The organism is Priestia sp. Y58, assembly GCF_029522095.1.
GTDB classification, from domain to species: Bacteria; Bacillota; Bacilli; order Bacillales; family Bacillaceae_H; genus Priestia; species Priestia megaterium_E.
In genome coordinates this window covers 471,400-496,036 of record NZ_JAKWFL010000002.1, presented here as the reverse complement: position 1 = coordinate 496,036, position 24,637 = coordinate 471,400, and the positions used below count along the sequence as shown (strand labels likewise).

The following is a 24,637-nucleotide window of genomic DNA, read 5'->3' as shown; positions in this document are numbered from 1 at the left end:
AGCCGTTCATCTTCCATTCATTTTCTGTTTTTATACTTTAAATAGAATGAAAAAAGGAGATGAAAGAAAGATGTTTTTGGCTTTACGTGAATTAAAACATGCGAAGCTGCGCTACTTACTCATTGGCGTGATTATGGTGTTAATTGTATGGCTTGTACTTTTTGTATCGGGCTTAGCAAAGGGGCTTTCCTCTGACAATGCTTCAGCTGTTCAAGAAATGAAAGGAAATTACGTTGTGCTTCAAAAAGAAGCGGATCAGCGCCTGACGCGCTCTGTTTTATCCATAAATAAAACAGAAGATATTCAACAACTAAGCGGAAAGAAAAAAGCTGAGCCGCTTGGTGTGATGATGACAGCCGTTATAAATGATGGAAAAGCGAAAAAAATAGACGCCTCGTTTTTTGCCATAAGCACAAGCGGCTTTTTAGCTCCGAACGTAACAGAAGGGAAGATGATTACGGACGATGCGAAACATGAAGCCGTGGCGGACTCTTCGCTAAAAGAAGAAGGAGTAAAGCTAGGTGATACGATAAAAGATACGGCTTCAGGAAAAAGCTTTAGAATTGTTGGTTTTACAAAAAATCAGTCGTTTAGTCACGCGCCTGTTATTCATATTAATCTTAAAGAGTGGAAAACAATTGAAAACACAGGTGCGTTTAATGCAGTGGTGTTAAACATGAACGATAAAAAAGCACATGCTCTTCAAAAAAAGGATTCTGACATTGATGTGATTAGTAAAGATGAAGCGTTAAAAGGAATTCCAGGTTATCAAGAAGAACAAGGCTCGCTTTTAATGATGGTCGCATTTTTGTTTATCATTGGCGCTTTTGTGCTAGCCGTTTTCTTCTACGTGATGACGCTTCAAAAAATGAATCAGTTTGGCGTGTTAAAAGCGATAGGAGCAAAAACAAGCTATTTAGCGCGAACGATTTTATCTCAAGTAGTTGTGTTAACTTTATGCAGTCTTGCTATTAGTATTGGACTGACATACGGAGTAGCAGCCGTATTGCCGGATTCGATGCCGTTTCACTTAGACGTATCGCTAATCGCAGGGTGTTCAGCGCTGTTTGTAGCTGTTTCTGTACTGAGTTCATTATTATCGCTGTATCGCGTAGCAAAAGTAGATGCGGTTGAAGCGATTGGGAGGGCTGTTTAATGAGTGAAGAAAAATTAGTTTTAGAGAGTGTTAGCAAGTCGTTTGGAGACGGAGAAAACGCTGTAGACGTGTTAAATGATCTATCGCTGCGTGTAAAAGCCGGAGAGCTTGTGGCGATTGTCGGTCCTTCTGGTTCTGGGAAAAGTACCTTTTTATCCATTGCTGGCGCGCTGCTTTCACCGTCTAGTGGACGCGTGATTATTGACGGAGACGAGATTAATAACATGTCTTCAGCGCAAATGAACAGCATTCGTCTTAAAAAAATTGGCTTTATCTTTCAATCAGCTAATTTAATCCCGTATTTAACGGTTCGCGATCAGCTGCTTCTTGTCACGGAACTAGAAGGAAACCGAAACAAAGAAGCAAAACAAAGAGCGGATGAGTTGCTTGAAAAGCTCGGGCTTGCCCATCGAAAACATCACTATCCTGAAAGTCTATCCGGCGGAGAGCGCCAGCGGGTAGCGATTGCAAGAGCGTGGATGAATAACCCTGAAATTATCTTTGCAGATGAACCGACGGCAAGCTTGGATTCAGAACGAGGAAGAGCAGTTGTGCAAATGCTCGCAGATGAAGTGAAGCTGAGGGGCAAATCAGCTGTAATGGTTACGCATGATCAAAGAATGCTGGATTTATGCGATCGCGTTGTGTGGATGGAAGATGGGAAATTAGTAGAATCAAATAGCGTGCAAGTCTAAAAAAGTGCTGCTCTTGACAAGAGCAGCACTTTTTTGCATTCTTCATCATGTGCATATTTGTCGTCTCGGTTTGGCGCCTCCATACGTTCACTCCTTTATTAGTAAATCAGTTAGGTATTCATATTCCATTTTATCAAAAAGCGTGTATTGAAAATAAAGCAATGCTATTTAGAAAGTAAGAAACAGGAGATAACAGAACAATGAAGAAATAGTAAAAGGGTGATGAAATGATGAAGAAATGGAAGACAGCTGCAGGTGGACTTATCATGGCAAGCTTTACAGGATGTTCAAGCAGTGGATTTCTTGAAGAATCCCCGCCAAAAGCGTATCTCGAAGCAAGCAACCATCTTTATGAAACAAAAGTTGGCACTTACTGCTGGGAAAGCACGTGTGTGGATAAAGCAGGCCCTTTAGAATTGTTAAAAACAGAACAGCCGATTAAAGTAAAAGCAAATGAATCGCTATCGCTTGTTATCAAGTATAAGCGGCAGCCCAACGAAAAGCATATGGCACAAATACAAAACAGCCATGAAGTGGAAATACCACTGAAGAAAAATAAGCTGAAAGCACCTTCTGAATCAGGCACGTACTACTACTCATATTCAGTGTGGTGGATGGATGAAAGTCAACAAAATGTATCTAATGGAGATGCATCGTACGCGTTTGTATTGAAAGTGAAATAAGGAGAGAGCATATGCAAACCCCTATTATTCTCATTGGACCTATGTGCGCTGGAAAAACGACGGTCGGTGAAAAAGTGGCAACCAAACTAAATATTCCTCAGTGCTCAATGGATGAAGTGCGATTTTCCTACTACCGGGAAATAGGATTCAGCAAAGAAACACAGCAACAAATTCGAGAAAAACAAGGATTTCAAGGCATGTACGCCTATTGGAAACCGTTTGAAGCCTATGCTGTTAAAAGAATACTAGAAGAGCACAAGCATGCGGTCATTGATTTTGGCGCCGGTCACTCGGTGTATGAAGACATAAAGCTGTTTCAACAAGTAGAAAAGACGTTAAAACCTTACCAGTCTCTATTTTTACTGCTTCCGAGTGTTGATAAAGAAGAGTCCATACAGATATTACATCAAAGGCTGCATCAAATAACAGATGATAAAGATGTTTTTGAGCTTAACAAACATTTTGTAACGCATCCGTCAAATCAAAAGTTAGCAAAGCAAACGATCTACACAAGGGAAAAGTCGGCAGATACAGTAGCAAAAGAAATTATTTCATCTATATCAAAGGAGTGAAAGCAATGATTACAAAAGTCGGTCAAATTATGGTGTATGTAAACGATCAAGATCAAGCAGTAAAGTTTTGGACAGATAAAATGGGATTTCAAGTAATTTCCCAACAAGAGAATGAACAAGGTATGAAGTGGATTGAGCTAGCACCGGCAGCGAATGCTGAAACAACCATTATCCTTCATAACAAACAGCTAATAGCAAAAATGCAGCCAGAATTAAATGTCGGGACTCCTTCACTGATGTTTTTTACAGAGAATGTGGATGAATTATACAGAGATTTAACAGCTAAAGGCGTAACAGTGGGAGAAATCGTATCTATGCCTTCAGGACGAGTCTTTAATTTTTCAGACAGTGAAGATAACTACTTTGCAGTTATGGAAAACGCGAATAATAAATAGAGGAAACAGAAAAACACCGGGAGCACATATATTTTTCTCGGTGTTTTACATGTAAAACAGGATGAGTTACACGTCATTGTCATTAGTGAAATTAAATTCAACCAGTTTATTTCGCCCGTACTTTCCTGCTATTTGTCCTTCTTGATTGGCATTTTGCCCGTCGTTTTTGGCAATTTGTCCACCTTGAGACGCATTTTGCCCGCCGTTTATAGCAATTTGTCCGCCTTCATATGCAATATTTGTATAATAATTAATGGTTACACAGCATGGTTTTTTCTTGCGAGAACGCTTTTTAGAAGAATAATCGCTTTCTACATAATATTTTCCATCTGCTGAATTGTAGTAGCAATAATATTTTTTTATAGGATTCAGTCCTTTCATCATAACTACTATATTTTATTCGTTATGCAAAGGTGTGCTTGTACACACGTGTATTCATATTCGTTTTATTTCTACAGAACGTAATGAGCTGTTTTATAAATCAAGGAGTGATGCCTCTCATGATAAAACTAATAGGAGAAAAAACGTTGCTAAGAGAAGCGACACAGGAAGATGTTAATGAACTTTATTACTGGAAATACGAAGAAAAAAACCAAGAAGCAAAAAAGTGGAATGCTCCGTATATATCAGAAGGAAGACTGACAAGAGAAGAATATATGAACTCATGGGACAAAGAGTATGAACTTTTTCCAGGTGTTCCTCGACTCCTCGCGGTCATCATTGATGAAAAAGCAGTGGGCACCGTAAGCTGTTACTGGGTGGACAAGCATACAAACTGGCTGGAAACCGGAATTGTTATTTACGACTCAGACTATTGGAGCGGAGGATATGGAACGGAAGCTTACCGCATGTGGATTGATTTTTTATTTGAGTCTACACCGTTACACAGGCTTGGTATGTCCACATGGTCAGGCAATATCAGAATGATGAAAACAGCTGTAAAAATAGGCATAAAAGAAGAAGCACGTATCGTAAACGGTAACTATTTTGACAGCATTAAAATGGGCATTCTGCGAAGGGAATGGGAAAGTCATCGTAGTAAGAGCTGTAATAGAAAAAAATACAGAGGTGAACTAAAGCATTGATCAATATAGTCTCATTATTTAAGGCTTCTTCCTTTATGAATGGAAGAAGCTTTTCCTATGTCAATCATGTCATCTGTAAGACCTAGCGTGTATAAAATTAAAAGAAGGAACGTCTATATAGGTCTGCTCAAATCAGTTACTGTGTTAAAAACATCAGGGGGGAAATGCATGCGGGCAAACTTTAAAGAATCTACAAAAAGAAGCGTGAAAAAGGAGAGAACGCTGCAGTTTACACTAAATGTAATTGGAATATTTATGTTTATAGGGGTTTTAATCAGGTGGTGGACTGTTCCGTTCGCTGTTAGTAACGATCTTCAAATTTACTATAATCCAGCTTTTCAAATGAAGCCCAATGACTGCGAGGAATTTCTTGCGTTCGTTTTATGCGCAGCAAGCGTGTATTTTAGTTTAGTAAACGTCTACTTTTTAGGAAAAACAGGTAAAAAATTAGTTTATACTGTGCTTGTTTTATTGGCTGTCTTTAACCTCTATATGATGCTTACACTTCTTGCTGTAGCTACGCATTAAAGGCGTATGTGCAGCTTAAAAGAAAGAGGTCAAACTTCCTTTCGCTTTTAAAGTGTTTTGCGATTTTTTTATGCGAAAAGCAGATAGATCTTCAAACATTTTCATTAGTTGAGCTTTCATAGTACTTCCACCTTTTGATATTTTTCACCTGACACATATGTAAATATTGTGTGTGTTTTTACTTTCATACAATTCTATCAAATTTATCATTTTAGCCGAGAAGACCCCCACCTCAAGGAGCGGAATAGGCGTAGCCCAGCGAGTAGGTGGGGGATGAAGCGGTCTTGTTTAATATTTTTTGACTTTGAGTTTGAAATGTTTCCCTATCTTGTTATAAACTATTAACTAAATAATAGAACGTAAGTTCGGGAGGGGAGACAAATGAAGAAAGCGTATTTTTCAAAGCGTATTTGGAAAGAGGATATAAACGTCCTTACAGTAGATGAAATGGTAACGTTAAGCAAGGTATTTAATTGCGCCAAGCGTTTTGCGTTTCAAACACTCATTCGTCAAAAACGGTGGGGACGCGAACTACATAAGGAAAGTATTCACTTAGTCGTGAAGAGAAAGTTTGGCGTCAATGATTACATCGCAAACAGCATTGTACGCGAATCTCAAGCTCTCCTAAAAGCTCAAACCGAACTAAATAAGCTGTATATCAAGCAAACAGACGAAAAGATTAAAAAGATAAAGAACAAACTAAAAAAAGAACGTTCCTTTTTGACCACTCTTCGTAAGATAAAAGATAGTTGTGTCGAAGGAAACCTACGGTTTCCTAAAAATACAAACTACGCTTTACATTCTAGTGGACTTATTTCACTAGAATGTAAGAGTTGTTCTCTCATTTGGATGAATACCTACTTATTTGAGCATCAATATCTGGATCGCAAAATTAAACAACTAAAAGCAAAGATTGGGCGTTTAGAACACCGCCTTTTTCGTCTAGAAGAAAAAAAAGAGAAGTTGGCCACTCATATTTCTAGCGTGGTCTTTGGCTCGAAAAAGTTGTTTAAGCACCAATTTACGAAAAAAGAGTTTGTACAAGATCATCAGTCTTGGAAAGAACTCTTTTTAGCTGCACGAAACAAACAAGTATTGATTTCGGGACGTAAAGATGCCGCAGCTGGCAATTTTGTCTTTACCTATCAGCCGGATACACACGACTTACGTATGACTTCTCTTTCGGGAAAAGTTGTGACGTTTTCAAATGTCGTTTTCCCTTATGGGCAAGAACAGGTTAATCAAACCGTTCTTCGTCAACGGAAGTGCAAGGACAAAAAAGCGAACGGTAAGCCTATTTCTTGGTCTGTTGAAAATCACGGCGACTATTATATTATTAAATGTTTACTTGATGTCGAAGAAGAAGTACTAGTGAACTTCTCCACGTCTGATGGCGTCATTGGTGTAGATTGCAACGCGGACCACTTTGCGTGGACAGATGTTTCAAAGGACGGCAACTTTTTAGAAAGTGGGACATTCTCGTTTACGCTAAATAAAAAAACAAACGGTCAATCAACTAAAATTTTAGAAGCAAAAGCAATAGCTTTGGTAGATGTGGCTATTCAAAAGAACAAGCTAATTATAATGGAAGACATTGACACGACACTCTCTAAGACTGGAGATGCCTATGGAAACAAAAAGGCAAACCGTTTAAAAAGTGTGTTTGCTTATCGTAAAATGGCGCAAGCCATTAAAAGTCGTGCTCAAAAGATGGGGGTAGCTGTACTGGTAGTGAATCCAGCGTACACATCGATTACGGGAAAACTTAAATATATGCGTAAATTTGGTATCTCTATTCATCAAGCAGCCAGTTATACAATTGGGCGAAAAGGTCTTGGCTACAAAGAAAAAGCACCACAGGTGCTTCGTCATCATATTGTACGTCATCCATTACCCTACTGGAAACAGTGGTGGGCACTAAATAAAAAGTTACATGTGCGAACGGAAATGTTCTATCAACTGTTCGATGTAAATAAACCATCTGGTAACATCAATCTTACACATAAAGAATTAACAGAAAAAGAAAGTAAACATTTAAAGAAAGCTTTTGCATAAGTAATATATACCTTGAACTTCTTGTACCAAATACTTACTAACGCTACCGGAGCAGATAGCGATTTTCTAGGATTTGGGTGCATTACAAGGATGTTCAAACGATTCCATACAAATGAAGGTTGGTGTACCCGCTACAAGCACTTGCTTACATAGAAAGAGCTGTATGCGTGGTTGTCCTGAACGGACACTTCTGTAATTTGTATGGCTAACCGCCCGCGTTGAACAGGAAGGGTTCCTAAGTCTTTGGAGATTTTAGGAATCCCCCACTTCAAGCTTGCTAAGTGGGGGTAGTTCAATAAAAGAACACAGGTATTACGAATACGAAAAGCACTATTTTTGGCTTGCAGTAAGCGAAGATTTTAGTAAGCTAATTATTCAAGAACCTGATATGGAGAGCTTATTTGGAGCTAAAAGCGAAGATGAAAGAAAGGCGACAAAAGCGCTTTTAAGTCAGTGGCTCATTCATACCGAGGCTTATAAAAAACAATTAAACCAGCATATTAATGACTGCAAAAAAAGTAATGAAACAAATAAGGGCATAACGGCTGTTTTAGAAAAATTGCTGAATATATCAGCAGCAGACATTGAACAAGCCCCGATTGAGAAATTAGCTGCCTCACGATCAGTTTAACTTAAAAAAGTAGGTAGACATTCATAGCTGCAATAGAAAAAGATGCTTCGTTTAACACGCGAAGCATCTTTTTTTCATTCTTTATAAAGAGCGGGCTTATCTGTAGGGAAAGCTCTTTTCGCATAGATTATTTCCTGATAAGAGGTGATAAGATACTCTTTCAGGAGGCGGTTGCTCAATGATTAAAAACATCTATGCTAGGTCTTCGGACTTCACTAAAGACGAGCTTGACCTTTTAAAATTCCTATATTGACACGACTTTATTACTTATTCCGCTAAAGCCTCTATTACTTGAATAACTTATACCAGTATAAAGTGGTTTCAATAGTAGGATTATATGACTGCTTTAGTGTGTCAACTCCACCTAGTATGAATCCTTGTTTCACATAAAATCTGCATGCACCAAGATTATCATCTTGTGCTTCCAAGGACATTCCTATAAGTTTTCTTTGTTTTGCCCACTCTTCTGCTTTATTTAAGAGCAACTTTCCGACGCCGCTGCCTCTATAATCTTTTTTAGTAGCAATGTTTTCAATATAACAGAAGCGATTCCAATCCTTACTTATTCTAATCTGTCCTATGCAAGTAGTATTCATATAAGCTAAAAACAAAGATTTATCCTCTCGGTTTATATATCGGCTCCAATCAAGTTTGTCATCTGGAAAACGTGTTTCTCTAGCTTCATCAAAAAGAACTTCTTTATAAGACCACTTTCCTGATTGTAAACTGGGGACAACTCTACCATATAGCTTAAAATAATCATTTGTCATATTGATATCCTCTATTAAGTCATTATTTAATGGAGAAATAGTGAGTTTACTTTCACTGCCCAATATTACACACTTCCTTTTATGATGTTTTGAAAAAATTTTATTCAAGGATAAGTAAACCCTATCTTATTCAACATTACTGTCCGTTTGCTGAATGAACCTCTCTTTATACACTACTATAAAAAGTAAATTTTTCCTTGTTATAATTAAAAGCAACAATCTTTACGAAAAGAGCCTTAGGAAAATAAAGGATAGCAATAAAAACGACATTATTGTCGTTTTTTATTGACGAATTAATTCAAGAAAGGTACATTATATTAAAACGACAACATTGTCGTTTTAATATAAGGGGGCTGAAATCATGCTTATTACGATGTTAACAACAGGAACTCGAGGAGATACCCAGCCTTTTATGGCTTTAGGATTAGAGTTGAAAAAGAAAGGATACCGTGTACGAATTGCGGCTTCAGAAGCTTATCAAAATTTCATAGAGTCGTATGGATTCGAATATGCCATGCTTCGAGGTGATGTTTCTAAAATTATAGAGAGCGGAGCAGCAGACGATGCGATTAATGCAGACAATCCTCTCAAATTCTTTTCAAGCTTAAAAAATGAAAAGATGATGGGTATGATGGTTAATATACAAGAAGATTTGCATAAAGCATGTAAAGGAGCCGATGCAATTGTATATCATCCAGGCGCAGCAATTGGTTATTTTGCTGCTAAAGAGATGAATATACCAAGCATTCTAGCGAGCCCTTTTCCAATGACACCAACAAAAGATTATCCAGCGTTGATCTTTTATGATCGACCACGGTTTGGAAAAACATATAACAAGCTGACGCACCGTATTTTTGAATGGGGATTTTGGAAGGTAGTAAGTGGTCCTTTAAAAAAATATTGGGTTCAGCAGCATGGAGAAGGACCTAACGATTTTTCATGTCCGTACCCAAAGCAGCGTACAGCAGCTAACCCAACCATTGTTTCATCAAGTCCCGCCGTATTTTCCGTATCTAAAGATTGGCCTCAACACGTTCATTCCTACGGAAATTGGTTTATGGACAGTGACCATAGCTATGAGCCGGAAGAGAGGCTGGAAAGATTTTTAAAGGCTGGAGAACCGCCAGTTTATATTGGATTTGGAAGTGTTGGTGATAAAAAAAACGCAGACGAAACGACTGCTTTAGTGATTAAAGCTTTAAAACTCTCCGGGAAACGAGGTATCATCAATACAGGAGGAAGTGGAATGAATCACACGGAGGGGATAGCAGAAGACATTTTCTTTGTAAAAGATATTCCTCATGAGTGGCTGTTTCCTAAAATGTCTGCCGTTGTTCATCACGGAGGAGCAGGAACAACAGCCGAAGGCCTTCGAGCTGGCGTTCCAAGTGTTATTATTCCTTATGGAAATGACCAATTCGCTTGGGGAAGAAAAATTCACGAGCTTGGAGCTGGAGCAAAAGCCATTCCGAGAAAAGAATTGACGGCTGAAAAATTATCCGCAGCTATTTCCTATACGCAAGTTAATGAAATTCAATCCAAAGCACAAGAAATCGGAAAACAAATCCGAGCTGAAAAAGGAGCCGAAAAAGCAGCTCAGGTAATTATTAATACACTCGAGAGATTCAGGAATAAATAAAAAAGTAAGAGAGCGTGAAAAAAATGCCAAAAGTAAGGGAAGGATACGCTGAAAAAAAGAAGCAAGAGATTTTAGAAGCCGCCAAAAGAGTATGCAAGAGCAAACCGGTGCATGATGTAGCCATGCGAGATATCGTTCTGGAATCTGGAATGAGTCAAGGAGGCGTATACAAATATTTTTCAAACCTTGATGAAGTATTTGTCGGACTTCTTAATCAAGAAAGTGTCAGCCATAAAGTAAAAGATAAAATTGAAGCCCTGCTTCAGACCAATAAAGATCCCTTTGAAATGCTGCATGATTTTATTATGTATATTGGAGAGCATATCCAAGAATCAATGACAGCAGGAGGAGAAATTTACTTTGAACTAGTAGCGTTGTATTCAAAAGACCCTCAGCGTTTTATGAAAATTGAAGATCAGCTAGTTGAAGTATCTAACCTTAAATATATTCAAAAAAAGCTTCATGACTTTATCGCCGAACAAATCGAAGTGAAAAATTTCTCTCCGGCTGTACCAACAGCTGATCTGCTAGCTTTTATGGCTACGACAATCAACGGAATTACGCAAAATCCAGCGCTGGTCTACAACGTAGATGGACAGAAACAAGCTGCAGAGGAGACAAACGTAGAGCGTCATATAAACACGCTGTCAATAGCCGTCCGAAAGCTGTTAGGAGAATAAATACAGTTGCAACCTTAAAAATTCCTCTTAGTATTGCCAGCAGTGTTAGGTATGTTTAGAAAAATGGTGTGTCACTTCTCCGTCTCGCTTTGAATAGTTTTGCAAAAATTAAGCATAATACGACTGCAAACTATATTTAAGGAGATGGAAAAAATGAAAAAAGGGCTTATCATTGCTTCTTCGGTTCTTTTCCTTTCAGGCCTAGCTGCGTGCGGAGGAAATAAGGACAATAACGCAATGGACAATACTCAAAATGACTTACGCAACACTTCTACAAACGACGGGGTTGATAACAATATCCCAATGGATAACACAGATCAGCCGACCAAGTCAGTTGAAGCAGCGCAAAATGTAGAAGATATGAAGGAAGTCGATGATGCATATGTGCTTCGCGATAATAATAATGCCTATGTAACGGTAGATCTAGCTGGAAATGACGCAGCGGACAACAATGATAAGGGCAAGGTCAACAACGTAACGTATAACGGCGATACTTACCATGAAGTTTCAACTGATTTTGAACAAAAAATTGCGGATCGTGTGAGAGAAGCAGATAGTAAAATCGACAAAGTATACGTAGCGTTTGTAAACACGGGCTTAGACAATATGAACAACAACAATAACGTGCCTGGCGTAGATAAAAATGACAAGATGTATCGAGATGATGAAAAAGATAACAACCGTGACCCAGAAGATATTGTAGAAGATCCAAAAGATATGATGGACCGTAACAACAAAGATCAATAACATCAAAAAGGCCTCTGAATCACCAGAGGCCTTTGGTTCATTAACTAAGTTCAAGTAAAGAAATAAAAATCGGAAGAACACAGCAAGAAACGGCTGAAATAAAATCAAGCTCGTTCTGTTTTTTTGCAGAAAGCGTGAACTCCATCAAAATAATTGTCAGGATACTCATGAAAAGCGTTGCATAAAAAAGAAAATCGCGCTGACTTTCCACTAAAAACAACACCGCATTTAAAATCAAAATAACGGCATAAAGAAACTTAAGCAGCACGTGAAGCTGCATGCTGAATTTATTCTCTTGTTTGTAGCGCAAGATATAGACAAAAAAGAAAATAAATAAAGTTAATTGCCATGAGGCAGGGAGTAGCTGCTGCCATAGATTGTCCAAGAAACTCATTCCTCCTATAAAACAATGATGCATATATGTAACACACACGTTTTTATTTTAAAAGTGAAGAGTATCTTTAGGCAAGAGCAATTTTTCATTTTTTGCAGACTTTTAATATAAAAAAAGAAAGGTCATCACGACCATTCTTTTTACTTCACTTCAATTAAAACCTTCGTACCGTCTGGAAACTCATCTACTTGATGTGAAATCCAAGAACCGGCGCCTCGGTTGTCTGAAGGCTTTACATATTCAATATCTGCACCGCTTCCGCCTTCTTCACAAAAGGCCATCGGAAACTCATCTCGGTCATAGCCGCTTTTAGTCGGAATGCCTTTTAAAGACTCACGGCGGTTTTCCTCAGCTCCGTCTCGGTCGATTGTACAAACAGCCGATTTTCCTTTATCAATTGCATGTTGAATGTGCGCTGCAGTTTCAGGGTAACGATCAGCAGGGAAGGTAATTACTTCATCGTAGGAGGTATTCGTTGAAGAGTTCTGCTCTAACGGATTTCCTTCAATCATAACAATAACGGCTAATACTAAAATTAAAATACCAGAAACAATTTTTTTCAATCTGTAAAACTCCTTTATAAAACGTTTATCACTTTTATTTTAAAGTAATAAGAAAAAAATGTAAAAACATATAATGGAACTAGCTAGAATTCATAAGAAAAACATAAGCTCACTTACAGCTGCTGAACGTGAGCTTATGCCTAATGATGAGAGTGGTGATGGTGGGTTGCGTTTTCAGCTGGCTGCAGTGAACGTAACTCTTCTTTCGATAATTTGCCTACTGCGACTTGCTGAGTAGGAAGGATGTGCTCACCGCGCGCGTTAATATCCGTTTTAATATAGTAAATACCATCCTCATTAAAGGTTGCTTTTGCTTTATACATACTGCCGTCATAATGTGCCTTTGCTGTTTCGACTTTACCGGGAGCATCTTTTTTCCACACTTTAAACTGAACGATTTTGGCATCATCCACCGTTTTATTTTCTTGCATTACGTGCACTTCTAACACCTGTGTGCTCTGTGGCTCTATATTTTCAGGAATCATCACATGCGCAGACAGAGGCTTTGGCTGCTTGTAGAGCTTGTCTGCGTTACTGTTTACAGAGCACGCGGAAAGTAAAATCGTACTGAGTATGACCAATCCGGGTATTTTCCATTTGTTCATTGTTACTGCACCTCACATCGTTTCATAAATCATGCGTTTAAAAACCGCTTCAATGCTGGAATTCGTTTGATGACAAAGAAATCTAAAAGCCACACGACAATCAAGGATAGTCCAACTAAAGGAAAGACTAGACCAAACACCACGATTATACACGTCACGATGCGCATTGCATTTCCTTCAGGAACTTTAGGAGCCCCCATGTTTTTAGCTGGTTTTCGTTTCCACCATAGTAAGGCTCCGCTGATAGCAATACAAGCAATTCCGATACAAACAATGAGGCCCATAAGCTGATTTATAAACCCAAACTGTGTACCTTTATGAAGCGTAATACCAAGTGCAATCAATTTTCCCATAAATCCATAGTTGTCGTACCGATAATCGGCTAACACAGCGCCGGTGTATTGATCAAGGTGAACGGTTGCCTCATCCTGAGCTCTTGGTGAAAAAACAGAAAGCGTATAGACGCCTTGAGGTTCCTGAGGAATAGAAATGGTATAGCCGTCGTGCATATGCTGTTCTTTTCCAATATTTACAATGTCATCAAGCGATACTTTTGTATATTGCAAAGGTGTGGAGCTTGGAACTTCTAACGTTTCGGCTCCCCAAGGCACGTCCGCTACATCTTTTGTTTGCACGGTTGAAGTAGGGGCACTGCCTACCCAAATAGACGGAGGGTACCCAACGCCTGCGTTTGTGGCGATTTGCTGAAAGGCATTGCCCCACAGTCCTGACCACGGAAGGCCCGTTAGTACGAGAAAAAGCATACCAGCTGAAATCCAAAAGGCCGGTACCGCATGAAGATCACGTATCAGTGTATTTTTACCTTTTGAAAAACGAGGAATCCACACGCCTTTTATTTTGTCTTTTTTGCGCGGCCACCATAAAAAAGCGCCTGTTACAATTAAGACAATTGCCCAGCAGGCCGCAAGTTCTACAATACGATCACCCGCTGTTCCTGCCATCAGCTCTCCGTGAAACTCTTCAATTTGATTCATGAAGCGACTCGAATCATCCAGTTTTCCTATAATGTGACCATTGTGAGGGTTAACAAAAATCGTATATGTATCGTCTTTTAATGAAATTCCTACTTCTGAAGAACGAGTAGAGTGATCGCTTGGTTGATAAGTCAACACGGTAGCACCAGGATACTTTTCTTTTACAGCTTGTACTTGTGCTGAAGGAGATACGGACTGTGATTGAGCTTGCACCTGATACAAGTCGTGATACAGTCTTTCTTCAATTTGAGGCTTGAATAAATACACGCCCCCAGTAACAGCTAATATAAGAAGAAACGGAGTAAACACTAAACCCGCATAAAAATGCCAGCGCCATATGGTTTTGTACAGGCCTTGAGAACGCCCCGTGCTTTGTTTAGTTGTACTCGCTGATTCTTCTCTCTTTTCCTGCATCATTTTTCTCTTTTCCTCCTTTTTACTAACTAACGTGCTTTTATTATAGAAGGAAAGGGAGAATTAGCCATCACTCCTTAGAGTGATTGTTGGGGCTTATGAGAGAAAGGTGCTAATAAAAAAACAGCTCGTGAAAGCTGTTAGTTCATTAAGCCATTTTGAAACGCATAGCTTGTCAGCTGCACGCGGTTTTCTAAATGAAGCTTGCTTAAAATATTTTTCAAATGACTTTTTACCGTGTGTTCAGAAATAAATAACTGCGCCGAGATATCGCGGTTTGACAGTCCTTTAGCCACTAACTGAAGCACTTCAAGCTCCCGTGCAGAAAGGGGAATGTCTGGCTTTGTAATCGATGTTTCCTGCGGAAACTCTTTTAAAATTTGAAACGCAATTTCTTTTGACATAGGAACTTCGTCTAAAGCGAACGCACGCAAATAGTCGTACCACACTTCAGACCGCAGGTTTTTAAGCAAATAACCCTGTGCGCCTTTTTTCAGCGCATCAAATAAATCCGTAATATCGTCTGAAACCGTGATGACCACAATTTTAACGTACGGAAACTGAAGCTTAATTTGTTTAGTTGCTTCTAAACCGTCCATAACAGGCATTCCAATGTCCATTAGTACGATATCGGGCATTAACTTTTCAGTCAGTTCAATGGCTTCTTGCCCGTTGGTTCCTTCGCCAACAATAATAAAATCTTCATATTCTTCTAAAATATCGCGAATGCCTTCTCTCGCATGAGCATGATCATCTACAATCAAAATACGAAACGGCTGCATTTACGTAACCTCCTTTTTAATGCTAACAATGGTTTGGTTCTGTTTTCGCTCAATGGAAAAGTTCCAGTTCATGTCCTTGGCACGATCTTTCATAATTTGCAAACCAAGACCGGACTTGAGAGAGTCGGACGTAAAACCTGTACCGAAATCTGTAATTTCACAAATCCATCCCCCGGCCGTTTCAGTGGCTGTAATCCAGATTTTATTCGTTTTTGCATGTTTAATGACGTTCATAGCCGCTTCCTTTACACAAGCAAACAGCTCGTTTTTTTCTTTTCTGGACAGCGTTGTTTCTGACAGTCTCCAATCTAGGTTTACATCTAGTAAATGAGTATGTGTTAAATCATCGACGTATTGATGAATGCTTTCGGTCCAGCTTTCGGAAGAGTCAGACGGAGAGTGTTTTAAATTCGTAATCGCTTGGCGCGTATCGTCATGGACATGCTGAAGGGTTTGTTTCATCCGGATAAAGTCAGAATCCTGTTCTAATCTATTTTTTCTTCCGAACTTGTTCATTTTAACAGATAGGAGAAACAGCGACTGCGCAATGCCATCATGCAGTTCACGAGCTAATTTTTCACGTTCAATAAGTGCTGCTTTTTTTTCTTTTTCTTGTCTTAGTTCCTCTTGCATTTTTTCTAAAATAGAAAATAAATAGCGGACAAACACGAGCGTTACAAAAAAGACAAGGAGTGGAGAAAGCACATTTCCCATATCCATTGAGATGTAAGGGAGCAAAAAGGCATGACGAACATACTCCCAAAGCGCGATGGTCAGAGTTGGAAGAAGCAAAATCAGCCATTTAATTTGTCTATATTTCACGGTATCCCTTCTTTCGTCCATAAAATGTGTCTATATTTTATCATTTGAGCGGAAAATTACTAGAGGAAAGAAGAGAAATCACTCTTAAGAGTGATTAGTACCACCGGTAGCTGAACGGATAAAAGTAATGGAAAAAAGTCTCATCTGCAATATCATACAAGAAAAATTTTTGAGTGAATGGTATGGTTAAAAAGCTTAGTATGTGACAAGGAGGGGTCATTGATGGTAAAAGAAATTCGCACGGCGCACGTTGACGCCGATTTACATATTGAAGCTTATCGTTTTAAAGGGATTATGCAAAAGTTTCCTGCTCATTTTCACGAGTATTATGTGATTGGATTTATTGAAGAAGGTCAGCGTCATTTAATTTGCCAAGGCAAAGAATACATCATTAATCCAGGCGATTTGCTGCTGTTTAATCCGTATGATGTCCATAGCTGTGAACAAATAGACGGCAAAACACTTGATTATCGCTGTATTAATGTGACGCCAAACGCGATGAAAAAAGCTGTTTTTGACATTAACGGAAGTGAAAGTCTTCCGCGTTTTAACAGCAGTGTGGTACGAATAAGTGATGCTGTCTCTAGTTTAAAAGAGCTTCATTTGCAAATTTTAAATGGTGAACGGGAGTTTAAGAAAGAAGAGTTATTTTTATATTTGCTAGAAGAACTCATGCAGGATCATTCAAATCTTTCTTTTCTTTCGTCAGCTGCTGACACATCTGATGAAATCAAAACAATCTGCAGCTATTTGGAAGACAACTATACAAACAAGATCACGCTGGATGAGTTAAGTCAGCTAATTGGATGGAGCAAATACCGGCTGCTGCGCTCTTTTACAAAGCAAAAAGGAATTTCTCCATACAGCTACTTGGAAACGATTCGAATCAATAAGGCTAAAAAGCTGCTAGAGCAAGGAAAAAAACCGATTGACGTATCTTTTTTAACGGGATTCAGTGATCAAAGTCATTTGACTAAATTTTTTAAAAGCCAGGTTGGATTAACACCAAAACAATACATGAAAATCTTTGAAAGTGAAAAGAAAACAGGATGCTAGTAATAGCTTAAAAGGGAGAGAAGAGCTGTGGATCATTTAGCTGCTTACATGCTGATGGCGCTGGTTATGTCGATGATACCTGGTGCTGATACAATTCTTATCATGAAAAATACGCTTCATCACGGAGCAAAAGCAGGACGTTTTACCATACTCGGCATGGCTACAGGCCTCACGTTTTGGACGTTAATTGCTGTGCTTGGCTTGTCTGTTGCTATTGCGCAGTCGGTGTATGTATTTAATGCCATTAAATACATAGGGGCAGCGTACTTATTTTACTTAGGCATCAGAATATTTCTGACAAAAAATACGCTCTCATTGGAGGCCGTTTCAGAAGAAACAAAAACTGTAAAGTCTTCATCTAATCGCTGCTATAAAGAATCATATATGCAAGGGGCTCTTAGTAATTTTCTTAATCCTAAAACGGTACTAGTTTATATTACGTTTATGCCACAGTTTATTAACTTGGATGCACACATAAATCAACAGCTGCTGATACTTGGTTTTCTTCTGACGCTTATAGCAGTAGGGTGGTTTTTAATCTTGGTGTATGTAATAGATTACGTGAAAAAATGGTTTAAAAAACCGGTGTTTCAAAAAGCTTTTCAGAGATGCAGTGGCTTGCTGCTGATCGGTTTTGGAATAAGAACAATAGTGTAATAGTGGTTAGTAAGCAAAAAAAGCTGGGATAAAAATATGTTAGTTAGAAGATCCGAATGAGTTTGATTCTTGATGGAGAATCAAACTCATTCGGATTTTTTTATTAGTATGGTAAACATAGCCTTCGTATATTTATCCATTTACTTTTAGCTGTTGATTGGAGGGCAAGGCGAAGACTCCTGCGGGAAAAGCGGAACAGGTGAGACCCCGCGGAAAGCGAAGCCGTGCACGGAAATCAACAGCGGTGTAACAAGCCACCGATACTAGTTCATGTATTCAATTTTATCGTCTTTAAATTGTATTGATTTAGCTATGTCTCAATATCTTTTCTTAACGTTTAAAAACACGTAAACGAAACAATTTGTCGTGTATCTACACCGAAAATGGTCCAAAAACGTCCGTTCCATCTAAATCCTGCAACCGATCGCGGTCCTACAAAAATAGGAAAATACCAGAAGCTAGAGCCGTTTCTAAGCCATATGAACGTATTGCGGAATAGACATAGAGAAATGGCTCCTGGGTCAACAGCAAATGGAGTTGCCGTTTGTTGAGCCGGAATAAATGCCGGAGGAGGAGAAGTCGGAGCTTGCTGCGGGCTAGGTGTAGGTAAACCGCCCGGTGGTCTAGGAGGGCTTGGAGGGAGTTGAGGGCCAGGGAATCTTGTTGAGTAAGAATAAAAATCCATGTAATTAATGTCCATTTTTTAACACCTCTTTTTTTATCACTATTTTATAAGATATGAGAAAGCTGCCTAAAGGGATTGGGCAACTATCATGTTTTTATATAAACCTTTTTGATGACGAAAAGGTTCGTTCCTAAGTCGGAAGTAAATTCCTTTATGAACTCTCTAAAAGCTGAATAGGATAAAGCAGAGCGTGTTTTTAGAGGAGGACTTTTCGTGGATAACAATCCAAAAAAGATGTTTACACCGGTTAAGACTTATCAACCTTTCCATAGTATCTATGATTCTTGCCGGCCGATAGGAGTGAAATATTATTCTACGCCGCCTCACTTATACATGGGATTTCAGCCGCCGAATCTTCAGCAATTTCCACCGGAAAAAGCGCTAAAAAAAGAACGCTGTGGCCGCCTTTTTGGGACTACTATGAAAATCCATACAAAGATAAGAAGAGGGATGAAGAATGAAAAAACTATCTCCAGAGTACTACCGGGATTTAGAAGAAATACAGGCCGTTGATTTTGCACTAGTAGAATTAACGCTGTATTTAGATACTCATCCAAATGACCAGCAGGCTATGCAGCAGTTTAACGAATACACGCAGCAGGCTATGCAGTTAAAAAGAACCTTCGAGACAAAGTACGGGCCGCTTCAGCAGTATGGAAACAGCTATACAGACGGAAAGTGGAGCTGGGGAACAAGCCCTTGGCCATGGCAAATATAAGCAGATAAAGGCGGGAACTATATGTAGGTGTATGAAAAGAAATTGCAGTATCCAGTGAAAGTAAGTACGTGTAATCCAACGCTAGCCAAATATTTAATGGAACAGTACGGAGGAGCGGACGGAGAGCTTGCAGCAGCGTTGCGTTATTTGAATCAGCGCTACACGATTCCAGATAAAGTTGTTGGATTGCTAAACGATATCGGTACAGAGGAGTTTGCTCATCTTGAAATGATTGCGACGATGATTTATAAGCTAACAAAAGATGCAACGCCAGAGTAGCTAAAGGAAGCTGGATTAACAGAGCACTATGTAAACCACGATAGCGCGCTTTATTACAATAATGCTGCTGGGGTTCCGTTTACAGCTACTTATATACAGGCAAAAGGAGATCCGATTGCAGATCTTTATGAAGACATAGCGGCAGAAGAAAAAGCAAGAGCTACATATCAATGGTTAATTGATATATCAGATGATCCTGATTTAAACGACAGCTTACGATTTTTACGAGAAAGAGAGATTGTTCACTCACAGCGGTTCCGTGAGGCGGTTGAGATTTTAAAAGATGACAGAGGCAGAAAGAAAATCTTTTAACGAGCAAAAGGAACATCCCTCTTAGTACAGGAGGGATGTTTTTTATTATGGCAGCGATGATTATGCGCTAGAACTGCAGTGACAAGAAACAACCTTTAATTTCCCTTCAACATCTTTCCAAACTCGCGTATAGCAGTATTCGCCTCCAATAGATTCACTGGTTGCAAGCGACCCGTTTAACGCTACTTTTGTAACGGTAACGGCAAGTTCTTGAAACAGTTTAATTTCTTGTTCCAACACTTCGATGCCCGCTATATCAAGACTTTTTGAACGATGAGCATTGATATCTTGCTCTTTTGACAACCATTGCCCAAGGTGATTCACAAAAATAAGCTCATCTGAAAGTAATTCTTCTAATAACTCTACGTTATTAGAAAGCATGGCTGAACGAAGCATTTCCTCGTATTCTATAACTCTTGCTTGGTTCATTTTTAATCCTCCTTTACGCCTTGTGTAACTCTTTTCTATTTCCACGTTGCTTTTCCTTTAAACTTCTGCCCTTAATAGATTGTGTTAAATTATGTTAATAGAGGGTATAAGTGGACTAATTTTCTGTAAGCATAAAATATTCTGAAAGACTCCATTATTTACCTTTAAATGGTATAAAATTAGAGTGAAAGAACCTTTTCTTTCCACTTGTCTAGTTATCTTTTTACTATTAAGAAGCAGTTTTTTATACTTGTAATTGTAGCGGAATGAACGTTCATTCCGTTTTTGGAAAGAGGTGATAAAGTGGAATCTACTCCAACAAAACAAAAAGCGATTTTTTCTGCTTCACTTCTGCTGTTTGCAGAAAGAGGATTTGATGCAACAACGATGCCAATGATTGCAGAGAATGCCAAAGTAGGAGCAGGAACAATTTATCGCTACTTTAAAAATAAAGAAAGCCTTGTAAATGAATTATTTCAACAGCATGTCAACGAGTTTTTACAGTGCATTGAAAGCGGACTGGCAAACGAAAGGGACGGATACCGAGATGGGTTTCATCATATCTTTGAAGGTATGGTGACATTCACTAAAAACCATCCTCGCGCTCTCGGATTTATCAAAACTCACAGCCAAGGAGCTTTTTTAACGGAAGAGAGCCATTCGGCCTACCGAAACCTAGTAGAATTTGTCTGTACGTTTTTTAAAGAAGGACAAAAGCAAGGTGTGATTAGGAATCTTCCTGAAAATGCGCTAATTGCTATTTTATTTGGAAGTTTCATGGAAGTATATGAAATGATTGAAAATGACTACTTATCTTTAACTGATGAACTTCTTACAGGTGTAGAAGAGAGTCTGTGGGCAGCACTTAGCAGACAATCATGAAACTTAACAAGTGAAAGAGGGATAACATGACAATTAAAGAAATGCCTCAGCCAAAAACGTTTGGAGAGCTTAAAAACTTACCGTTATTAAACACAGATAAACCGATTCAAACTTTGATGAAAATTGCGGATGAACTAGGAGAAATCTTTAAATTCGAAGCGCCTGGCCGTGTAACGCGTTACTTATCAAGTCAGCGTCTAATTAAAGAAGCATGCGATGAATCACGCTTTGATAAAAACTTGAGTCAAGCGCTTAAATTTGTACGTGATTTTGCAGGAGATGGGTTATTTACAAGCTGGACGCACGAAAAAAATTGGAAAAAAGCGCATAATATCTTACTTCCAAGCTTCAGTCAGCAGGCAATGAAAGGCTATCATGCGATGATGGTAGATATCGCCGTACAGCTTATTCAAAAGTGGGAGCGTCTAAATACAGATGAGCATATTGAAGTACCGGAAGATATGACGCGTTTAACGCTTGATACAATCGGTCTTTGCGGCTTTAACTATCGCTTTAACAGCTTTTACCGAGATCAGCCGCATCCGTTTATTACAAGTATGGTTCGTGCGCTAGATGAAGCGATGAACAAGCTGCAGCGAGCAAATCCAGATGATCCAGCTTACGATGAAAATAAGCGCCAGTTTCAAGAAGATATCAAAGTGATGAACGACCTAGTAGATAAAATTATTGCAGATCGCAAAGCAAGCGGTGAACAAAGCGATGATTTGTTAACGCATATGCTAAATGGAAAAGATCCAGAAACAGGCGAACCGCTTGATGACGAGAACATTCGCTATCAAATTATTACGTTCTTAATTGCGGGACACGAAACAACAAGCGGTCTTTTATCATTTGCGCTGTATTTCTTAGTGAAAAATCCACATGTATTACAAAAAGCAGCAGAAGAAGCAACACGAGTTCTTGTAGATCCTGTTCCAAGCTACAAACAAGTCAAACAGCTTAAATATGTGGGCATGGTCTTAAACGAAGCGCTGCGCTTATGGCCAACGGCTCCTGCGTTTTCCCTATATGCAAAAGAAGATACGGTGCTTGGAGGAGAATATCCGTTAGAAAAAGGCGACGAACTAATGGTTCTGATTCCTCAGCTTCACCGTGATAAAACAATTTGGGGAGAAGATGTAGAAGAGTTCCGCCCAGAGCGTTTTGAAAATCCAAGTGCGATTCCGCAGCATGCGTTTAAACCGTTTGGAAACGGTCAGCGTGCGTGTATCGGTCAGCAGTTCGCTCTTCATGAAGCAACGCTGGTACTTGGTATGATGCTAAAACACTTTGATTTTGAAGACCATACAAACTACGAGCTGGATATTAAAGAAACCTTAACGTTAAAGCCTGAATGCTTTGTGGTAAAAGCAAAATCGAAAAAAATTCCGCTTGGGGGAATTCCTTCACCTAGCACTGAACAGTCTGCTAAAAAAGTACGCAAAAAGGTAGAAAATGCTCATAATACGCCGCTGCTTGTGCTATACGGTTCGAACATGGGAACAGCTGAAGGAACGGCGCGTGATTTAGCAGATATTGCGATGAGCAAAGGATTTGCACCACAGGTCGCTACCCTTGATTCGCACGCTGGAAATCTTCCGCGCGAAGGAGCTGTTTTAATTGTAACGGCTTCTTATAACGGACATCCGCCTGACAACGCAAAGCAATTTGTCGACTGGTTAGACCAAGCGTCTGCTGATGACGTAAAAGGCGTTCGCTACTCCGTATTTGGATGCGGCGATAAAAACTGGGCTACTACGTATCAAAAAGTGCCTGCTTTTATCGATGAAACGCTTGCCGCTAAAGGAGCAGAAAACATCGCTGACCGCGGTGAAGCAGATGCAAGCGACGACTTTGAAGGCACATATGAAGAATGGCGTGAACATATGTGGAGTGATGTAGCAGCCTACTTTAACCTCGACATTGAAAACAGTGAAGATAATAAATCTACTCTTTCACTTCAATTTGTCGACAGCGCCGCGGACATGCCGCTTGCGAAAATGCACGGTGCGTTTTCAGCGAACGTCGTAGCAAGCAAAGAACTTCAACAGCTAGGCAGTGAACGAAGCACGCGACACCTTGAAATTGCACTTCCAAAAGAAGCTTCTTATCAAGAAGGAGATCATTTAGGTGTTATTCCTCGCAACTATGAAGGAATAGTAAACCGTGTAACAGCAAGGTTTGGCCTAGATGCATCACAGCAAATCCGTCTGGAAGCAGAAGAAGAAAAATTAGCTCATTTGCCACTCGGTAAAACAGTATCAGTAGAAGAGCTTCTGCAATACGTGGAGCTTCAAGATCCTGTTACGCGCACGCAGCTTCGCGCAATGGCTGCTAAAACGGTCTGCCCGCCGCATAAAGTAGAGCTTGAAGCCTTGCTTGAAAAGCAAGCGTACAAAGAACAAGTGCTGGCAAAACGTTTAACAATGCTTGAACTGCTTGAAAAATACCCGGCGTGTGAAATGGAATTCAGCGAATTTATTGCCCTTCTTCCAAGCATACGCCCGCGCTATTACTCAATTTCTTCATCACCTCGTGTCGATGAAAAACAAGCAAGCATCACGGTCAGCGTTGTTTCAGGAGAAGCATGGAGCGGATATGGAGAGTATAAAGGAATTGCATCGAACTATCTTGCCAATCTGCAAGAAGGAGATACGATTACGTGCTTTGTTTCCACACCGCAGTCAGGATTTACGCTGCCTAAAGACTCTGAAACGCCGCTTATCATGGTCGGACCGGGAACAGGCGTCGCGCCGTTTAGAGGTTTTGTGCAGGCTCGCAAGCAGTTAAAAGAACAAGGACAGTCGCTTGGAGAAGCGCATTTATACTTTGGATGCCGTTCACCTCATGAAGATTATCTGTATCAAGAAGAGCTTGAAAATGCACAAAATGAAGGCATCATTACGCTTCATACCGCTTTTTCTCGCGTACCAAATCAGCCGAAAACATACGTTCAGCACGTGATGGAACAAGACGGGAAGAAATTGATTGAACTCCTTGATCAAGGAGCGCACTTCTATATTTGCGGAGACGGAAGCCAAATGGCACCTGACGTTGAAGCAACGCTTATGAAAAGCTATGCTGACGTTTATGAAGTAAGTGAAGCAGACGCTCGCTTATGGCTGCAGCAGCTAGAAGAAAAGGGCCGATACGCAAAAGACGTGTGGGCTGGGTAAATTAAAAAGAGGCTAGGATAAAAGTAGTTTAGTTGGTTGAAGGAAGATCCGAACGATGAATCGTTCGGATTTTTTATTGATAGGGTGAACGTAGATTTCATCTATTTAGTGGTTTGTAGCGGTTGATCGGAGGGCAAGGCGAAGACTCCTGCGGGAAAAGCGAAGTCTTGAACGAAAATCAACCGCGGTGTCACATGCAAGCCATACGAAATTCATTTCTCCCATTTATTCG

At 39.6% G+C, this 24,637-nt stretch carries 27 protein-coding genes and 2 pseudogenes; 19 read left to right on the top strand and 10 right to left on the bottom strand.

Annotation, left to right across the window (positions count from 1 at the left end; translation table 11 throughout):
• Positions 1–70 precede the first annotated feature (70 nt).
• From MMB68_RS08455 to MMB68_RS08435, 5 genes are all read left to right on the top strand, one after another.
• Entirely contained in the window at positions 71–1,156 is a 1,086-nt protein-coding gene (locus MMB68_RS08455) for an ABC transporter permease (protein ID WP_277447557.1), read from the top strand.
• Positions 1,156–1,851: an ABC transporter ATP-binding protein gene (locus tag MMB68_RS08450; protein WP_277447558.1), complete on the top strand. Its 696-nt coding sequence runs from the start codon at positions 1,156–1,158 to the stop codon at positions 1,849–1,851. Before MMB68_RS08455 ends, MMB68_RS08450 begins: the two co-directional genes overlap by 1 nt.
• Before the next feature lie 227 nt (positions 1,852–2,078).
• Positions 2,079–2,534, top strand: a complete 456-nt coding sequence (locus tag MMB68_RS08445) for a hypothetical protein (protein ID WP_277447559.1) — start codon at positions 2,079–2,081, stop codon at positions 2,532–2,534.
• 11 nt (positions 2,535–2,545) lie between these two features.
• On the top strand, positions 2,546–3,106 hold the full coding sequence (locus tag MMB68_RS08440) for a shikimate kinase (RefSeq protein ID WP_277447560.1): 561 nt from the start codon (positions 2,546–2,548) through the stop codon (positions 3,104–3,106).
• 5 nt (positions 3,107–3,111) lie between these two features.
• The gene (locus tag MMB68_RS08435; protein ID WP_277447561.1) at positions 3,112–3,501 is read left to right on the top strand and encodes a VOC family protein; all 390 of its coding nucleotides are present in this window, start codon (positions 3,112–3,114) and stop codon (positions 3,499–3,501) included.
• 66 nt (positions 3,502–3,567) lie between these two features.
• Here the strand turns inward: MMB68_RS08435 and MMB68_RS08430 are convergent, their stop codons facing one another.
• Positions 3,568–3,885: a hypothetical protein gene (locus tag MMB68_RS08430; RefSeq protein WP_277548545.1), complete on the bottom strand. Its 318-nt coding sequence runs from the start codon at positions 3,883–3,885 to the stop codon at positions 3,568–3,570.
• Positions 3,886–4,001: 116 nt separating this feature from the next.
• Between MMB68_RS08430 and MMB68_RS08425 the strand changes: the two genes are divergently transcribed.
• The 4 genes from MMB68_RS08425 to MMB68_RS08410 all read left to right on the top strand — a co-directional run bounded on the left by MMB68_RS08425 (position 4,002) and on the right by MMB68_RS08410 (position 7,800).
• Positions 4,002–4,586: a GNAT family N-acetyltransferase gene (locus MMB68_RS08425; RefSeq protein ID WP_277548544.1), complete on the top strand. Its 585-nt coding sequence runs from the start codon at positions 4,002–4,004 to the stop codon at positions 4,584–4,586.
• A gap of 168 nt (positions 4,587–4,754) precedes the next feature.
• Entirely contained in the window at positions 4,755–5,114 is a 360-nt protein-coding gene (locus MMB68_RS08420; protein ID WP_277447564.1) for a hypothetical protein, read from the top strand.
• A gap of 381 nt (positions 5,115–5,495) precedes the next feature.
• The gene (locus tag MMB68_RS08415; protein WP_269871164.1) at positions 5,496–7,169 is read left to right on the top strand and encodes an IS200/IS605 family accessory protein TnpB-related protein; all 1,674 of its coding nucleotides are present in this window, start codon (positions 5,496–5,498) and stop codon (positions 7,167–7,169) included.
• Between the two features lie 274 nt (positions 7,170–7,443).
• Positions 7,444–7,800: a hypothetical protein gene (locus MMB68_RS08410; RefSeq protein WP_269871163.1), complete on the top strand. Its 357-nt coding sequence runs from the start codon at positions 7,444–7,446 to the stop codon at positions 7,798–7,800.
• 287 nt (positions 7,801–8,087) lie between these two features.
• Here the strand turns inward: MMB68_RS08410 and MMB68_RS08405 are convergent, their stop codons facing one another.
• Positions 8,088–8,633, bottom strand: a complete 546-nt coding sequence (locus MMB68_RS08405; protein ID WP_269871162.1) for a GNAT family N-acetyltransferase — start codon at positions 8,631–8,633, stop codon at positions 8,088–8,090.
• A gap of 298 nt (positions 8,634–8,931) precedes the next feature.
• Here MMB68_RS08405 and MMB68_RS08400 point away from each other — a divergent pair, with 298 nt between their 5' ends.
• The 3 genes from MMB68_RS08400 to MMB68_RS08390 all read left to right on the top strand — a co-directional run bounded on the left by MMB68_RS08400 (position 8,932) and on the right by MMB68_RS08390 (position 11,636).
• The gene (locus tag MMB68_RS08400; protein WP_269871161.1) at positions 8,932–10,209 is read left to right on the top strand and encodes a glycosyltransferase; all 1,278 of its coding nucleotides are present in this window, start codon (positions 8,932–8,934) and stop codon (positions 10,207–10,209) included.
• Positions 10,210–10,232: 23 nt separating this feature from the next.
• Positions 10,233–10,889: a TetR/AcrR family transcriptional regulator gene (locus tag MMB68_RS08395; RefSeq protein WP_269871160.1), complete on the top strand. Its 657-nt coding sequence runs from the start codon at positions 10,233–10,235 to the stop codon at positions 10,887–10,889.
• Between the two features lie 153 nt (positions 10,890–11,042).
• A complete protein-coding gene (locus tag MMB68_RS08390) occupies positions 11,043–11,636 on the top strand; it encodes a hypothetical protein (protein WP_013057951.1) in 594 nt (197 codons plus the stop codon).
• A gap of 40 nt (positions 11,637–11,676) precedes the next feature.
• Here MMB68_RS08390 and MMB68_RS08385 read toward each other — a convergent pair whose 3' ends face one another.
• From MMB68_RS08385 to MMB68_RS08360, 6 genes are all read right to left on the bottom strand, one after another.
• Entirely contained in the window at positions 11,677–12,030 is a 354-nt protein-coding gene (locus tag MMB68_RS08385) for a DUF1516 family protein (RefSeq protein ID WP_223272376.1), read from the bottom strand.
• A gap of 140 nt (positions 12,031–12,170) precedes the next feature.
• Positions 12,171–12,593 carry a NucA/NucB deoxyribonuclease domain-containing protein gene (locus MMB68_RS08380; RefSeq protein WP_013057949.1) on the bottom strand — a complete coding sequence of 141 codons (423 nt, stop codon included), beginning with the start codon at positions 12,591–12,593 and terminating at the stop codon, positions 12,171–12,173.
• A gap of 140 nt (positions 12,594–12,733) precedes the next feature.
• On the bottom strand, positions 12,734–13,198 hold the full coding sequence (locus tag MMB68_RS08375) for a FixH family protein (RefSeq protein WP_277548541.1): 465 nt from the start codon (positions 13,196–13,198) through the stop codon (positions 12,734–12,736).
• Positions 13,199–13,227: 29 nt separating this feature from the next.
• The gene (locus MMB68_RS08370; protein ID WP_277548540.1) at positions 13,228–14,610 is read right to left on the bottom strand and encodes a PepSY-associated TM helix domain-containing protein; all 1,383 of its coding nucleotides are present in this window, start codon (positions 14,608–14,610) and stop codon (positions 13,228–13,230) included.
• Positions 14,611–14,747: 137 nt separating this feature from the next.
• Positions 14,748–15,389, bottom strand: a complete 642-nt coding sequence (locus MMB68_RS08365; protein WP_277447566.1) for a response regulator — start codon at positions 15,387–15,389, stop codon at positions 14,748–14,750.
• Entirely contained in the window at positions 15,390–16,211 is an 822-nt protein-coding gene (locus MMB68_RS08360; protein WP_277447567.1) for a sensor histidine kinase, read from the bottom strand.
• A gap of 222 nt (positions 16,212–16,433) precedes the next feature.
• On the opposite strand from MMB68_RS08360, the gene MMB68_RS08355 reads away from it, so the two are divergent.
• Together MMB68_RS08355 and MMB68_RS08350 are read left to right on the top strand one after the other, a co-directional pair.
• Positions 16,434–17,267 carry an AraC family transcriptional regulator gene (locus MMB68_RS08355; protein WP_277548539.1) on the top strand — a complete coding sequence of 278 codons (834 nt, stop codon included), beginning with the start codon at positions 16,434–16,436 and terminating at the stop codon, positions 17,265–17,267.
• 27 nt (positions 17,268–17,294) lie between these two features.
• A complete protein-coding gene (locus tag MMB68_RS08350) occupies positions 17,295–17,924 on the top strand; it encodes a LysE family translocator (RefSeq protein ID WP_277548538.1) in 630 nt (209 codons plus the stop codon).
• Positions 17,925–18,261: 337 nt separating this feature from the next.
• On the opposite strand, the gene MMB68_RS08345 is transcribed toward MMB68_RS08350, so the two are convergent.
• Entirely contained in the window at positions 18,262–18,624 is a 363-nt protein-coding gene (locus MMB68_RS08345) for a transporter (protein ID WP_277548537.1), read from the bottom strand.
• 219 nt (positions 18,625–18,843) lie between these two features.
• Here MMB68_RS08345 and MMB68_RS08340 point away from each other — a divergent pair.
• The 3 genes and pseudogenes from MMB68_RS08340 (at position 18,844) to cotJC (ending at position 19,918) form a co-directional block, all read left to right on the top strand.
• Positions 18,844–19,070 (top strand): annotated as a pseudogene (locus MMB68_RS08340) (spore coat associated protein CotJA).
• Complete coding sequence (locus MMB68_RS08335; RefSeq protein ID WP_277548536.1) at positions 19,067–19,327, top strand: spore coat protein CotJB; 261 nt, start codon at positions 19,067–19,069, stop codon at positions 19,325–19,327. The pseudogene MMB68_RS08340 and the gene MMB68_RS08335 overlap by 4 nt, the downstream one beginning before the upstream one ends.
• Before the next feature lie 27 nt (positions 19,328–19,354).
• Positions 19,355–19,918: pseudogene (gene cotJC, locus MMB68_RS08330) on the top strand (spore coat protein CotJC).
• 60 nt (positions 19,919–19,978) lie between these two features.
• Here the strand turns inward: cotJC and MMB68_RS08325 are convergent.
• Positions 19,979–20,347 carry a nuclear transport factor 2 family protein gene (locus MMB68_RS08325; RefSeq protein WP_277548535.1) on the bottom strand — a complete coding sequence of 123 codons (369 nt, stop codon included), beginning with the start codon at positions 20,345–20,347 and terminating at the stop codon, positions 19,979–19,981.
• Between the two features lie 303 nt (positions 20,348–20,650).
• Between MMB68_RS08325 and MMB68_RS08320 the strand changes: the two genes are divergently transcribed.
• Positions 20,651–21,229: a TetR/AcrR family transcriptional regulator gene (locus MMB68_RS08320; protein WP_277548534.1), complete on the top strand. Its 579-nt coding sequence runs from the start codon at positions 20,651–20,653 to the stop codon at positions 21,227–21,229.
• 26 nt (positions 21,230–21,255) lie between these two features.
• Complete coding sequence (locus MMB68_RS08315; protein ID WP_277548533.1) at positions 21,256–24,405, top strand: bifunctional cytochrome P450/NADPH--P450 reductase; 3,150 nt, start codon at positions 21,256–21,258, stop codon at positions 24,403–24,405.
• The last annotated feature ends 232 nt before the right edge of the window (positions 24,406–24,637 follow it).

Coding starts and splice junctions, on each gene's coding strand:
- MMB68_RS08395 (WP_269871160.1), top strand. CDS start 10,233: ATGCCAAAAGTAAGGGAAGGATACGCTGAAAAAAAGAAGCAAGAGATT.
- MMB68_RS08430 (WP_277548545.1), bottom strand. CDS start 3,885: ATGATGAAAGGACTGAATCCTATAAAAAAATATTATTGCTACTACAAT.
- MMB68_RS08415 (WP_269871164.1), top strand. CDS start 5,496: ATGAAGAAAGCGTATTTTTCAAAGCGTATTTGGAAAGAGGATATAAAC.
- MMB68_RS08370 (WP_277548540.1), bottom strand. CDS start 14,610: ATGATGCAGGAAAAGAGAGAAGAATCAGCGAGTACAACTAAACAAAGC.
- MMB68_RS08345 (WP_277548537.1), bottom strand. CDS start 18,624: ATGGACATTAATTACATGGATTTTTATTCTTACTCAACAAGATTCCCT.
- MMB68_RS08325 (WP_277548535.1), bottom strand. CDS start 20,347: ATGAACCAAGCAAGAGTTATAGAATACGAGGAAATGCTTCGTTCAGCC.
- MMB68_RS08385 (WP_223272376.1), bottom strand. CDS start 12,030: ATGAGTTTCTTGGACAATCTATGGCAGCAGCTACTCCCTGCCTCATGG.
- MMB68_RS08445 (WP_277447559.1), top strand. CDS start 2,079: ATGATGAAGAAATGGAAGACAGCTGCAGGTGGACTTATCATGGCAAGC.
- MMB68_RS08425 (WP_277548544.1), top strand. CDS start 4,002: ATGATAAAACTAATAGGAGAAAAAACGTTGCTAAGAGAAGCGACACAG.
- MMB68_RS08455 (WP_277447557.1), top strand. CDS start 71: ATGTTTTTGGCTTTACGTGAATTAAAACATGCGAAGCTGCGCTACTTA.
- MMB68_RS08335 (WP_277548536.1), top strand. CDS start 19,067: ATGAAAAAACTATCTCCAGAGTACTACCGGGATTTAGAAGAAATACAG.
- MMB68_RS08440 (WP_277447560.1), top strand. CDS start 2,546: ATGCAAACCCCTATTATTCTCATTGGACCTATGTGCGCTGGAAAAACG.
- MMB68_RS08390 (WP_013057951.1), top strand. CDS start 11,043: ATGAAAAAAGGGCTTATCATTGCTTCTTCGGTTCTTTTCCTTTCAGGC.
- MMB68_RS08315 (WP_277548533.1), top strand. CDS start 21,256: ATGACAATTAAAGAAATGCCTCAGCCAAAAACGTTTGGAGAGCTTAAA.
- MMB68_RS08355 (WP_277548539.1), top strand. CDS start 16,434: ATGGTAAAAGAAATTCGCACGGCGCACGTTGACGCCGATTTACATATT.
- MMB68_RS08420 (WP_277447564.1), top strand. CDS start 4,755: ATGCGGGCAAACTTTAAAGAATCTACAAAAAGAAGCGTGAAAAAGGAG.
- MMB68_RS08365 (WP_277447566.1), bottom strand. CDS start 15,389: ATGCAGCCGTTTCGTATTTTGATTGTAGATGATCATGCTCATGCGAGA.
- MMB68_RS08435 (WP_277447561.1), top strand. CDS start 3,112: ATGATTACAAAAGTCGGTCAAATTATGGTGTATGTAAACGATCAAGAT.
- MMB68_RS08400 (WP_269871161.1), top strand. CDS start 8,932: ATGCTTATTACGATGTTAACAACAGGAACTCGAGGAGATACCCAGCCT.
- MMB68_RS08375 (WP_277548541.1), bottom strand. CDS start 13,198: ATGAACAAATGGAAAATACCCGGATTGGTCATACTCAGTACGATTTTA.
- MMB68_RS08450 (WP_277447558.1), top strand. CDS start 1,156: ATGAGTGAAGAAAAATTAGTTTTAGAGAGTGTTAGCAAGTCGTTTGGA.